The sequence below is a fragment of the Pseudomonas sp. G166 genome (genome assembly GCF_037027455.2).
In the GTDB taxonomy this organism is placed as follows: domain Bacteria; phylum Pseudomonadota; class Gammaproteobacteria; order Pseudomonadales; family Pseudomonadaceae; genus Aquipseudomonas.
The window spans coordinates 3,537,935-3,549,650 of sequence record NZ_CP146985.1 but is presented as its reverse complement, the minus strand read 5'-3'; the positions used below and the strand labels follow the sequence as shown (position 1 = coordinate 3,549,650).

Here is an 11,716-nt window from a genome sequence, read left to right as displayed (position 1 = left end):
GGTTTTCCTTATTGTTGTTATCGATCAGGGGTAACGGCAGCTCACTTCGGGCTGGTCGTAGCCCAGGCTGTCCATTTCATTGGTGGGGTGTAGAAAACCCTCCTGGGGCGAGGTGCTGACCAACGCCCGCGGCTGGACCAGGGGAATCGGTTGGCGCAGTTGGCCGTTCCACGGTCGGTAGCTGAGCTTGCGGCCCTTGAACCCATCCAGCGGCAACTGGTCGCTGAGGGCCAGTTGGCGGATGGCGAGCGGCTCGGCCTGGCGCAGTTTGCCCACGGCGCTGGCGATGCTGCGCACGGCGATCCAGGCGGCGAAGTCACGGTCATTCATCCAGCGCCCGGCCAGGGTTTCGAAGCGCTTTTGCAACTGCGCCGCACCATAGGTTTCCACGGTCTTGTGCCAACCGGTGGGGGTCAGCCCTTGGGTGCCGGCCACTGGGCGCGGGTACCAGGTTTGATAGGGCACGTACTCGCCGAAGTCGCCGCGCTCATCGGCCACCAGCACCACGTCGTATTCGGCGGTCTGGGTGAACAGCGGCATGTCGGCCTGGGCGCTGCGGCGTTGGTCGTTGTCGAACTGCCAGGCCTTCTCGGCGACGATCCTCATGCCGAAGCGTTTCATGGCCCGGCGCAATGCGGCGGCATAGGCCTGGTCCTCGGCTGTCTGGCCGACGATCAGCAAGGCCCGCTGCCACTTGCGTACCACGCTGAACTGCACCAGGGCATCGGCGAGCATGGCTCGGTCGGGCAGGCTGTGCAGCACGTTGCCCAGGCAGTCGGTGGTGCGCAGGCTGTCGTCGGGGCTACCGGCGTTGAACAGCAGGCTGTCGGGCAGGGCGGCGCTGAGCTGGCGCAGGCTCGCGGCCGGGGCGTTGACCACGAACAGCCGCAGGCCTTGGTCGTGTTGGGTGCGGGCGGCCTGGAGCAGTGCTTCGGGGCTATCGACGTTGGCGCTTTCCAGGCGGTAGTCGTGTTTGAGAAAGCGCCCGGTGCTGTTGCTGTCGATGATCGCCAGCTCAGCCCCGCGCAGCCCGGCGTCGACCGGTTCGGCAATGACGTTGGACAGCAGCGGGCCGGAGTCGGGGCGATAACCCAGGTAGCCGATGCGCACTTGCAGCGGTGTGGCATCGCCAGCGTGAGCGGTTGCCGCTGCCAGCAGAGAAACCAAGGCGTAACTGACGAGCCGGCGCATGACATCCTCCATTGCGGGTAGCGCCAGCATAGGAAGCCAGGGGGCCTGGGGAAATATGTAGAAAGTACCGCCGGGGCAGTACCAAGGTAGTAACTCGCCTTGGCGGCCGGGGTTTTAGCATGCAAGGCATCGTCATTGACCAGGAGGGACAGACCATGCGGATTCTCAAAGCGCTGCTGCTGCCGTTTCTGCTGATCCTGAGCCTGGTTGGCGTTGACCGGCTGGCGGGTAAAAAAATCGGGTGCAATGGACATAAAAACTGCGGCCACCCCGTAACCCCGGTGGGAGCGAGCCTGCTCGCGATAGCGGCCTCACATCCAACATTATTGTCGACTGAACCGCCGTTATCGCGAGCAGGCTCGCTCCCACAAGGGATTTGTGTCCGGCGCGGATGTGAGTTCATCCCGGCAATGGGCCGCTAACCATGTCAGCCCTCTGGCGCATCAATCTCTGGGTTTCCGCCTTTTTCGCCCTGGTCACCCTGGCTTGTGCCGTCCTGTTGTTGCACCAAGCCACGACCGATGTGAAACGAGAGCTGCAATCGGCCGAGTCGGTGGTGCATTACCTGCGCGAAACCGCCGAGCGCGATCCGGCCAGTCTCCAGCCACGACTGACCGCCAGCCTGCGTCACGTGCGAGTGCGGTGGTTGGCGCCGGGCGAGCTGTTCCCAGCGGATGTCGAAAGTGGGGTGAAGGCCTGGCTCGGCCGGCGATTGCTGGATGACGGTCCCGCGGCTCAGGTGGTGGACCTGCCTGACGGTCGGCGGGCCTGGATTGCGGTCGATCCTCGCGACGAAATCGAGGAAATCCTCGATTCATTGGTGCAGTTGCTGGGCGTCTGTGGCTTGGCGCTGGTGCTCAGTTTGCTGGTGATTCGTTGGGCTGTACGCCGAGGCATGCGGTTGCTGGATGAGTTGCTGCATGCGCTGCGCCAGGTGTCCGCCGGGAACCTTCAGGTGCATTTGCCAACTGAAGGCGTGCCGGAGGCACAGCAGTTGGCGGGGCATTTCAACCGGATGACCATCGCCCTGGCCCAGTCTCAGGCGGATAACACCCGACTGACCCAGGCGTTGCTGGCCGTGCAGGAGCAGGAGCGAACCCTTCTGGCCCAGACCCTGCACGACGACCTGGGCCAATACGTGGCCGGCATTCGCGCTCGGGCCTGTCTGCTGCGGTTGCTGATTGACCAGCCACCGGCGCTGGAACAGACCATCAGCCAGCTCGAAGATCATTGCGAACATTTGCACCAGGGGTTCCGGACGCTGGTGCATGACCTGTACCCGGTGGTGTTGCAACACCTGCCGTTGTGCGAGGCCATCGGACTGTTGGCCGGGCAGTGGCAGCAGTCCCAGGGCATCGCGTGTCAGTTGCGCATCGATCAGGTCCTGCCGCCCTTGTCCGGGCCGGACAAGACCCATCTGTATCGCTTGTTGCAGGAAGCGCTGACTAACGTTGCCCGACATGCCGGCGCCAGCGAGGTGCGGATCCGTTTGCAACACCGTGCCGGGCGCCTGCGCTTGCTGGTGCGTGACAACGGCCGTGGCGCGGCGCAACCCGCGCGTGCAGGCGTTGGCCTGCACTCGATGGCCGAACGGGCCCGCAGCCTGGGCGGCGAACTGCGCGTCATCAGCCAACCGGGCGTCGGTTGGGCGCTGGCCTTGAATATACCTATGGAGGCGTGATGAACATCTTGTTGGTGGACGACCATGCAGTGGTTCGGCAGGGCTATGCCAGCCTTTTGCGGGCATTGATGCCGGACTTGCAGGTGCGGGAAGCGACCACAGGGGAGGAGGCGTTGAGCCAGGTCCAGGAGCAGGTGCCGCACCTGGTGATCATGGACTTCGGCCTGCCCGGTATCAGTGGCTTGGAAACCACCCGGCGCTTGCGCCAGCGCCTGCCGCAACTGCGGGTGTTGTTCTTCAGCATGCACGATGAACTGCCGTTGGTGCGCCAGGCGCTGGATGCCGGTGCCGCGGGTTACCTGACCAAGAACTCGGCGCCCCAGGTGCTGGTGGAAGCGGTGCGGCGAGTGCTGGCCGGGCATGTCTACATCGAGCAATCCCTGGCCACGCAACTGGCCTGCGCCAGCTCCCGACACGATACCGACCCGCGCTTGCAATGCATGACCCAGCGCGAGCTGGAGATCTTCGTCATGCTCGCCAAGGGTACCCCGGCCCGCACCATCGCCGAACAGCTGTGCATCAGCGCCAAGACCGTGTCCAACCACCTGACCCTGCTCAAGAGCAAGTTGCAGGTCAGCTCCCATGCCGAGCTGGTGCATTTGGGGATTGATATGGGGGTGGTGCGGGTGGCGGGGTGAACCCCTTGCTTGAAAGGGAGCAAGTGCCCTCGCCACAGAGGGGCTGTGTAGGTCTTTGGATGGGTTATTGATCCCAGGACACCGGGCACCCCGTACAGCCCTGCATATTTGCATCCTGGAAGTTCCCATAGTGCTGGCGTGAGCCACTCAGGTTGGCCTGTTCCAGGTTGCTTTCGCCGAGCTTGACCTCCTGCAGGTTGGCGTCGCGCAGATCGGCGCCCTTGAGGTCGGCCTTGCTCAGCCAGGCCATTTCCAGGTCGGCGGCCTGCAGGTTGGCATTGTGCAAACGAGCGCCGGACAGACGGGCAAACTGAAGGTAAGCAGCGCTCAGGTCGGCCCGCTGGAACTGCGCACCCTGGGCGAACAAACCCCAACCCTGGATCGCCTTGAGCGTGGCGCCACTGAAGTCTGCCAAGCGCAGGTTGCTCTGTTGCAGGCTGGCACGGGTCAGGTTGGCGCCTTGCAGGCGGGCTTTTTCCAGATTGGCCAGGTCCAGCCGTGCGTGACGCAAATCGGCACCGCGCAGGTCGGCACCGCTGAGGTTCATCTTGCGCAGGTCCTGGTTGGCCAACCGGGCGCCGCGCAGGTCGGCGCCGGGGCATTGGCTGGATTCGGCGATGATGCAGCCGTTGATAGTGAGCGGGGTGTCAACGTCGTCGGCATTGGCGTGGGCGATGATCATGAGCAATACAAGCGGCAGATAGTTCATGGCAAGACACTCGGGCAGCTAATGTGGGAGCGAGCTTGCTCGCGATTGCGTCGGTTCAGTTGGCAGTGATGTTGGCTGACAGTGCGCTATCGCGAGCAAGCTCGCTCCCACAGGGGGTTGTGTTTGGGCTCAGAGGCTATTTCTGCGCCGTTGCCTTATCCCAACTCGGAATCTTGAACACCCAGAACGAACCGCCCTGGGCCACGGGCTTGGTCAGTTCGGCCATGTCGCCGCCCCACAACGGCACGGCACCGCCATAGCCCACGGTCACGCCGATGTACTGCTCGCCATCCTGCTCCCAGGTGATGGGCGGGGAGACGATGCCGCTGCCGGTCTGGAATTTCCACAGTTCCTGGCCGGTCTTGGCATCGAAGGCCTTGAAGAAACCGTCACCGGTACCGGTGAACACCAGGTTGCCCTTGGTCGCCAGCACGCCGGCCCACAGCGGCAGCGGCTCCTTGTGCTCCCACACCACTTTACCGGTGGTGGGGTTCATCGCCCGCAGGCTGCCGACGTGATCGTCGTACATGCGCTTGATACGAAAGCCCATGCCCAGGTAGGCCGAGCCTTTCTTGTAGTTCACTTCTTCGGTCCAGTATTCCTCTTTCCACTGGTTGCCGGGGACGTAGAACAGCCCGGTGTCCTGGCTGTAGGCCATGGGGTTCCAGTTCTTGCCGCCGAGAAACGGTGGTGAGACTTCCACCGGTTTGCCCTTGGTTTCCCCCGGTAATGGCTTGGCCGGACGCTGGCCGGGGTTTTCCACCGGGCGCCCGGTCTTGAGGTCGATATGGCTGGCCCAGGTGATGTTATCGACGAAGGGGAAGGCGTTCTGCAGCTTGCCGTTGTTGCGGTCCACGACATAGAAGAAACCGTTGCGGTCTGCGTGGGCGGTGGCCTTGACCACTTTGCCGTCCTTGTCCTTGTAGTCGAACAGCACCAGCTCATTGTTGCCAGAGAAGTCCCAGGCATCGTTGGGCGTATGTTGGTAGAACCACTTCACTTCGCCGGTACTGGGGTCAACGCCGACCTGGCCGGAGGTGTAGAGGCTGTCGTAATCGTGGGGGTTGCCGTCCTTGGCCGTACGTGCCCAGGTGTTCCAAGGGCCGGGGTTGCCGGCGCCGACGATGATGGTGTTGGTCTCGGGGTCGAAACTGGCGCTCTGCCAAGGCGCGCCGCCGCCATGGCTCCAGGCTTCGACCTTGCCGGTTTCGCTGGTTTTATCGTCAGGCCAGGACGGCGCCTTGACGTCGCCGGTCGGCGTGCTGTCCTTGCCGTTGAGGCGGCCCATGTGGCCTTCGACGAAGGGGCGCATCCAGACTTCTTCACCGGTTTCCGGGTCACGGGCGAACAACTGCCCGACCACCCCGAACTCGTCGCCGGAACTGCCGTGGATCAACAGCACCTTGCCGCTGGTCTTGTCCTTGATCAGCACCGGAGCGCCGGTCATGGTGTAGCCGCCGGCGTGGTCGCCGAACTTCTTGTTCCACACCACCTTGCCGGTGTTTTTATCCAGGGCGACCACTCGCGCGTCCAGGGTGCCGAAATAGATCTTGTCACCGTAGATGGCCGCGCCCCGGTTGACCACGTCGCAGCATGGACGAATGTTGTCCGGCAGGCGGTGGTTGTAGGTCCAGAGGCGCTTGCCCGTCTTGGCGTCGAGGGCGAACACCCGTGAGTATGAGCCGGTGACATACACCACACCGTCGCTGACGATGGCCTGGGATTCCTGGCCGCGCTGCTTCTCGTCGCCGAACGAGTAGGACCAGGCCGGTGTGAGCTTGAACACGTTCTTGTCGTTGACCTGGGCCAGCGGGCTCCAGCGCTGGGCGTTGGTGCCCATGCCGTATTGCAGCACGTCCTTGGTGCTCAGGTGGTCGTTGGCGATGTCTTCCCAAGTGACGGCAGCACTCGCCGAGGGACTCGACGACAGACTGCCGGCCAACAGCAAGGCAACGGTCAGGGAGGAGAGGGCGGGTAGCGTTTTTATTCTCATGGTGGCAGTTCCCAGTGAAAGGTTTTGGCCTGACTAGGGTGAGTCGCACCGAGCGCCTCGGGATACGGAAAAAGTCCCGCCCTCGCCGGGAAGACTTCCCGAGCCGCCTGTCTTTGCGACTCGCGCCGGATGACCCGCTACCAAGGGAGTAGAACGCGGCCACCAAAGCAGCATTCGGCTGGCGGCAGGGGGTTCCTAAGATGACGGCACGGCTTCTTCACAGAGGTCTTGCGTGCAATCTGAGAGGGCATAACAATGACAACAAAACGCAACGCCATCATCGCTACCGCACTGCTGATGGGGCTGGCCGGCGCAGGCTCCGTGTGGGCCCATGGCAACGTAGTGCCCCAGGCAGTGGAAACCAAGGGACTGACCCCAATCAAGGACACCGGTGTCGCACTGGACGGTGACGGCTGGGCCACGGTGAACCCTTATCGCACTTCGTCCGAGCGTGATCGGGCGCTGGAAATCGGCTCATCGGCCTACAACCAGAACTGCGCGGCCTGCCATGGCCTGGAGGCCAAGTCGGGCGGCATCGCTCCGGACCTGCGCATGCTCGACGCTGCTGAAGCCGGCGATGAGTGGTTTGTCGAGCGCGTGCGCCATGGCGCAGTGCGCGACGGCCGGGTCTACATGCCGAAAATGGCCGATTACTTGAGCCAAGAAGCTTTGTGGGCGGTGCGCACCTATCTCGACAGCGTGCACGTCGAGGAGTGATCGCCATGCGCCTGTTCGCGTGGGTGATGTGCAGCTTGCTCTTGTGTGGCCAGGCGGTGCAGGCGCAGGTGCGCAGCTACGACCAGATGATTGCCGCCGGCGAGTTGAAGGTCGCGGTCTACAAGGATTTCGCGCCCTACAGCTTCGAAGACCACGGCCAACCCAGGGGCGTGGATGTGGAGCTGGCCCAAGCCTTGGCCAAAGCGCTTGGCGTAAGCTTGCAATTGATCTGGGCACCGCCGGGCGAAAAACTCGATGACGACCTGCGCGATTACATCTGGCGCAGCAGTCCGTTGCACGACCGGCAATTGGCCGACTTGATGATGCGCGTGCCCTACGATCACGACTACGTGCAAAAGCGCAACGACATTGGCGAACTGGCAAACGCCCAGGTGGTGATGTTCGGGCCTTATCAGCAGGAGTGCTGGCAGGTGGCGTATGACCGACGGCGGTTGGATTCGGTGGGCAGCGTCGCGGTGTTCCAGCAACACCCCATCGGTGTTGAAGTCGACAGCGTTCCATCGTTCTACCTGACGTCTGTGTTCAACGGCATGCTCAGTGCCAAGACCCACCATTACCCCGGTGTCAGCCAGGCTTTCAACGCGATGCAGGCGGGGGAAGTCGACGCGGTCATGGCCATGCGTGGGGAAATCGACTGGCAGGTGCACCAGGCCGCCGATCCGCAACTGGCGCTGGCGGAAAATGCCTACCCGAGCATGGGCAAGCAACGTTGGGAAATCGGCATGGCGGTGCATGAAAGCAACCGACAGTTGGCCTATGCGGTGGAAGAAGCACTGGAAGGCCTGATCCGCGACGGCAGTGTCAAGACTGTCTATGCCCATTACGGCCTGCGTTACGAAGTGCCCGAGATGTATCAATAGGAGCGCAGGGATGAAATGGCCCGTGTGGTGCCTGCTGTGGTGCGGTCTGCCCATGATCGCGCTGGCGGCGATCGAGCCGGGCAAGGATCCGGTGCCTTCGGTGATGTGGGCCTTCTACCACAAGCAACTGCTGGGCGACGCGCCGTTCGTGTTCGACGATCGGGTGCGGTTGCTGGCGCCGCCTTTTGCCGAGGATGCGCGCCAGGTCCCGCTGGAGATCGACGCCCGGGCCTTCGCCGGTGATGTGGTGCGGGTGCTGGCCTGGGCCGAACTGAACCCGTTGCCGAAAATCGTTGATTTCAGGCCAGGGGATCGTGTGTTGCCTTGGTTGTCGATCCGCATCCGGATCGAGCAAGCCACGCCGTTGCGAGCCGCCGTGCAAACCCGCGACGGCCTGTGGCACGTCGGCTCGACGTTGATCGACGCGGCCGGTGGTGGCTGTACCGCGCCGAGTGTGGTGCGCACCCAGCCGGGGTGGGAGGAGCACTTGGGTGAGGTAATCGGCGCCCGTTATCCCCGGGGCGACACGAGTCGCCTGCGCTTGCAGGTGGCCCATCCGATGGATAACGGCCTGGTGAGCGGTATCCCGGAATTTTTCCTCAATCAGGCCCAGTTACTGGATGCCGACGGCAAGGTGCTGGCGCACTTGGAGCTGTTTCCGGCGGTCAGCGAAAACCCCAACCTGGGCTTCGACATACAAGGCCCCGGGCAGACCCGCCTGTTGCTGCGCGACAACAGCGGCAACACGTTCGAGGCGGCGATCCCCTGACCACAAGGAGCGCGCCATGCGCTGGTTGATGCTGATGTTCGTGAGCCTGTGCTGGCCGACGTGGGCCGCGACAGACTACTCGCTCAAGCCCCGGCAGATCGCCGAGGGCACCTGGCTGCTGGAAGGCAGCACCGAGAATTTTGCCAAGTCCAATGGCGGCAACATCGTCAATACCGCGTTCATCGTCACCGATGCCGGCGTGGTGGTGATCGACACCGGGCCTTCGAAGCGCTATGGCGAGGCGCTGCGCCAGGCTATCGCAGCGACCACGGATAAACCGGTGATCCAGGTCCTGTTGACCCATCACCACCCTGACCACGTACTGGGCAACCAGGCCTTCAGTGATGTGCCCATCGGCGCGCTGGCGGGCACCACCGACTTGCTGCGGCAGCAGGGCGATGCATTGGCGGAAAACATGTATCGGCTGGTCGGCGACTGGATGCGCGGCACCGAGGTGGTGCTGCCGACCCAGGTGCTGGAGCCCGGGACGCTGAAGGTGGGCAATCATTCGCTGCGTCTGCTGCAACTGGCCGGGCACACGGGTGCCGATCTGGCGATTCTCGATGAAACCACAGGCGTGCTGTTCGCCGGGGACCTGGTGTTCTATGAGCGAGCCCTGACCACCCCCAACAGTCCGGGCCTCGAGGTATGGCTCAAAGACCTCGACACCCTGCAGGCCTTGCCCTGGAAGCAGATTGTCCCCGGCCACGGCCCGCTTGCGACTGACCCCCGGCCCTTTGCGCAGATGCGCGATTACCTGGGGTGGCTCGACCAGCTGATGCGCGACGGCGCCGCCCGTGGCGATGACATGGCCGAGATGATCCGCAGCCCCATTCCAGAGCGCTTTGCCGGGATCAGCCTGAGCCGGTATGAGCTGATTCGCAGTGTCAGTCATCTCTATCCGCGCTATGAGCGCGCGGGGATGAAGCGGGTGGATGCCCACAACCCGGGCTGAATTCCCTCGCCACAGGATGGTGTCCGCTGCTGCTCCACATGTACCAAGGAACTAGAAAACTCAACACAGCGGGCAATTGTTGCCGGCGGCCCCGGGCCCAAGAATCTGCGACAGACCGGGAAATATTCCCGGGTATAACAATAACCGCAGAGGTAGCCGTCATGAGTCATCCCGCACGTCGCCAACCCTTCGCCGTGAGCCTGCTGCTCAGTGCCATGCTGCTGTCCGGTTCGGCCCTTGCAGCCGTGACCGATCAGGAAATTCTCCAGGACCCGAAGAACCCGCAACAGATCGTGACTAACGGTCTGGGTGTCCAGGGCCAACGCTACAGTCCGCTCGATACCCTCAATGTCGATAACGTCAAGGACCTGCGCCCGGTCTGGGCGTTCTCCTTCGGCGGTGAAAAGCAGCGCGGCCAGCAGGCCCAGCCGATGATCAAAGACGGGGTGATGTACCTCACCGGTTCCTATTCGCGAGTATTCGCGGTGGATGCGCGCACCGGCAAGAAGCTTTGGCAGTACGATGCGCGCCTGCCGGATGACATCCGCCCTTGCTGCGACGTGATCAACCGTGGCGTGGCGCTGTATGGCGACCTGGTGTTCTTCGGCACCCTCGACGCCAAGCTGGTGGCCCTGAACAAGGACACCGGCAAAGTGGTCTGGAGCAAGAAGGTCGCCGACCACAAGGAAGGCTACTCCATCAGCGCCGCGCCGCTGGTGATCAACGGCAAGCTGATCACCGGTGTGGCCGGTGGCGAGTTTGGTGTGGTGGGCCAGATCAGCGCCTATGATCCGAAGAACGGTGAACTGCTCTGGACCCGCCCAACCGTGGAAGGGCACATGGGCTACGTCTACAAGGACGGCAAGGCCATCGAGAACGGCATTTCCGGCGGCGAAGCCGGCAAGACCTGGCCTGGCGATCTCTGGAAAACCGGCGGCGCGGCACCTTGGCTGGGCGGTTACTACGATCCGGAAACCAACCTGCTGCTGTTCGGCACCGGTAACCCGGCACCGTGGAACTCCCACCTGCGCCCTGGTGACAACCTCTATTCATCGTCGCGCCTGGCCCTGAACCCGGACGACGGCACCATCAAGTGGCACTTCCAGAGCACGCCTCACGACGGCTGGGACTATGACGGTGTCAACGAGCTGATCTCGTTCAACTACAAGGAAGGTGGCAAGGACATCAAGGCTGCGGCCACCGCCGACCGCAACGGCTTCTTCTACGTGCTCGATCGCACCAACGGCAAGTTCATCCGTGGTTTCCCGTTTGTCGACAAGATCACCTGGGCCAGTGGTTTGGATAAGGACGGCCGGCCGATCTACAACGAGGCCAGCCGTCCGGGTGCGCCGGGTAGCGAAGCCAAGGGCAGTTCGGTGTTCGTGGCACCGGCGTTCCTCGGCGCGAAGAACTGGATGCCGATGGCTTACAACCAGGACACCGGGTTGTTCTACGTGCCGTCCAACGAATGGGGCATGGACATCTGGAACGAAGGCATCGCCTACAAGAAAGGCGCCGCGTTCCTCGGGGCCGGTTTCACTATCAAGCCGCTGAACGAGGATTACATAGGCGTGCTGCGGGCCATCGATCCGAAGACGGGTAAGGAAGTCTGGCGCCACAAGAACTATGCGCCACTGTGGGGCGGCGTGCTGACCACCAAGGGCAACCTGGTGTTCACCGGCACGCCTGAAGGTTTCCTGCAGGCCTTCAACGCCAAGACTGGGGAAAAAGTCTGGGAATTCCAGACCGGTTCCGGCGTGCTCGGTTCGCCCATCACTTGGGAAATGGACGGCGAGCAATACGTCTCCGTGGTCTCTGGCTGGGGCGGTGCGGTGCCGTTGTGGGGCGGCGAGGTGGCCAAGCGCGTGAAGGACTTCAACCAGGGTGGGATGCTCTGGACCTTCAAGTTGCCAAAAGAGCTCGTAGCCAAGCGCTGAGCCAACCTTGGCAAATGTAGAACCTGTGGGAGCGAGCTTGCTCGCGATAGCGGTCGATCAGTCACCCTCCAGGCTGGATGTGCCGACCTCATCGCGAGCAAGCTCGCTCCCACAAAAAAAGCCCCGGTTCATCCTCCGGTCGCGACAAAACCTACGACCAAATAACGAGAGCCCCCCCTGCCAATGACGCATTCGTCCAGCATGCGAGGCTCTCTACCATCGGCCTATCGCCTGTCCCGCGACAG

At 63.0% G+C, this 11,716-nt stretch carries 11 protein-coding genes; 8 read left to right on the top strand and 3 right to left on the bottom strand.

All coding sequences use genetic code 11. The features are described 5' to 3' along the window. Positions 1–24 precede the first annotated feature (24 nt). Positions 25–1,191 (bottom strand): ABC transporter substrate-binding protein, encoded by a 1,167-nt coding sequence (locus SGN16_RS15280; protein WP_335945531.1) that lies wholly within the window; start codon positions 1,189–1,191, stop codon positions 25–27. A gap of 119 nt (positions 1,192–1,310) precedes the next feature. On the opposite strand from SGN16_RS15280, the gene SGN16_RS15275 reads away from it, so the two are divergent. Genes SGN16_RS15275 through SGN16_RS15265 form a run of 3 tightly spaced genes read left to right on the top strand, consistent with a single transcriptional unit; the run spans position 1,311 to position 3,510 of the window. After that, entirely contained in the window at positions 1,311–1,613 is a 303-nt protein-coding gene (locus SGN16_RS15275) for a hypothetical protein (protein WP_335945556.1), read from the top strand. Positions 1,614–1,615: 2 nt separating this feature from the next. Next, positions 1,616–2,872: an ATP-binding protein gene (locus SGN16_RS15270; RefSeq protein ID WP_335945530.1), complete on the top strand. Its 1,257-nt coding sequence runs from the start codon at positions 1,616–1,618 to the stop codon at positions 2,870–2,872. Next, entirely contained in the window at positions 2,872–3,510 is a 639-nt protein-coding gene (locus tag SGN16_RS15265; RefSeq protein ID WP_210638862.1) for a response regulator transcription factor, read from the top strand. Before SGN16_RS15270 ends, SGN16_RS15265 begins: the two co-directional genes overlap by 1 nt. Before the next feature lie 64 nt (positions 3,511–3,574). Here the strand turns inward: SGN16_RS15265 and SGN16_RS15260 are convergent, their stop codons facing one another. Both SGN16_RS15260 and exaA read right to left on the bottom strand, forming a co-directional pair. After that, a complete protein-coding gene (locus SGN16_RS15260; protein ID WP_210638861.1) occupies positions 3,575–4,219 on the bottom strand; it encodes a pentapeptide repeat-containing protein in 645 nt (214 codons plus the stop codon). 136 nt (positions 4,220–4,355) lie between these two features. Beyond that, positions 4,356–6,212: a quinoprotein ethanol dehydrogenase gene (gene exaA / locus SGN16_RS15255; protein ID WP_210638860.1), complete on the bottom strand. Its 1,857-nt coding sequence runs from the start codon at positions 6,210–6,212 to the stop codon at positions 4,356–4,358. 255 nt (positions 6,213–6,467) lie between these two features. On the opposite strand from exaA, the gene pedF reads away from it, so the two are divergent. The 5 genes from pedF (at position 6,468) to SGN16_RS15230 (ending at position 11,471) form a co-directional block, all read left to right on the top strand. Continuing rightward, positions 6,468–6,929 (top strand): cytochrome c-550 PedF, encoded by a 462-nt coding sequence (pedF, locus tag SGN16_RS15250; protein ID WP_335945529.1) that lies wholly within the window; start codon positions 6,468–6,470, stop codon positions 6,927–6,929. Positions 6,930–6,934: 5 nt separating this feature from the next. Further along, positions 6,935–7,810 carry a transporter substrate-binding domain-containing protein gene (locus tag SGN16_RS15245; RefSeq protein WP_335945528.1) on the top strand — a complete coding sequence of 292 codons (876 nt, stop codon included), beginning with the start codon at positions 6,935–6,937 and terminating at the stop codon, positions 7,808–7,810. A 10-nt stretch (positions 7,811–7,820) separates the two neighbouring features. Beyond that, positions 7,821–8,579 (top strand): quinoprotein dehydrogenase-associated SoxYZ-like carrier, encoded by a 759-nt coding sequence (locus SGN16_RS15240; RefSeq protein ID WP_335945527.1) that lies wholly within the window; start codon positions 7,821–7,823, stop codon positions 8,577–8,579. A gap of 16 nt (positions 8,580–8,595) precedes the next feature. Then, positions 8,596–9,534: a quinoprotein relay system zinc metallohydrolase 1 gene (locus SGN16_RS15235; RefSeq protein ID WP_335945526.1), complete on the top strand. Its 939-nt coding sequence runs from the start codon at positions 8,596–8,598 to the stop codon at positions 9,532–9,534. Between the two features lie 161 nt (positions 9,535–9,695). Beyond that, on the top strand, positions 9,696–11,471 hold the full coding sequence (locus tag SGN16_RS15230; protein WP_210638854.1) for a PQQ-dependent methanol/ethanol family dehydrogenase: 1,776 nt from the start codon (positions 9,696–9,698) through the stop codon (positions 11,469–11,471). Positions 11,472–11,716 lie beyond the last annotated feature (245 nt).

Coding starts and splice junctions, on each gene's coding strand:
- SGN16_RS15280 (WP_335945531.1), bottom strand. CDS start 1,191: ATGCGCCGGCTCGTCAGTTACGCCTTGGTTTCTCTGCTGGCAGCGGCA.
- SGN16_RS15230 (WP_210638854.1), top strand. CDS start 9,696: ATGAGTCATCCCGCACGTCGCCAACCCTTCGCCGTGAGCCTGCTGCTC.
- pedF (WP_335945529.1), top strand. CDS start 6,468: ATGACAACAAAACGCAACGCCATCATCGCTACCGCACTGCTGATGGGG.
- SGN16_RS15270 (WP_335945530.1), top strand. CDS start 1,616: ATGTCAGCCCTCTGGCGCATCAATCTCTGGGTTTCCGCCTTTTTCGCC.
- SGN16_RS15245 (WP_335945528.1), top strand. CDS start 6,935: ATGCGCCTGTTCGCGTGGGTGATGTGCAGCTTGCTCTTGTGTGGCCAG.
- SGN16_RS15260 (WP_210638861.1), bottom strand. CDS start 4,219: ATGAACTATCTGCCGCTTGTATTGCTCATGATCATCGCCCACGCCAAT.
- SGN16_RS15235 (WP_335945526.1), top strand. CDS start 8,596: ATGCGCTGGTTGATGCTGATGTTCGTGAGCCTGTGCTGGCCGACGTGG.
- SGN16_RS15265 (WP_210638862.1), top strand. CDS start 2,872: ATGAACATCTTGTTGGTGGACGACCATGCAGTGGTTCGGCAGGGCTAT.
- exaA (WP_210638860.1), bottom strand. CDS start 6,212: ATGAGAATAAAAACGCTACCCGCCCTCTCCTCCCTGACCGTTGCCTTG.
- SGN16_RS15275 (WP_335945556.1), top strand. CDS start 1,311: ATGCAAGGCATCGTCATTGACCAGGAGGGACAGACCATGCGGATTCTC.
- SGN16_RS15240 (WP_335945527.1), top strand. CDS start 7,821: ATGAAATGGCCCGTGTGGTGCCTGCTGTGGTGCGGTCTGCCCATGATC.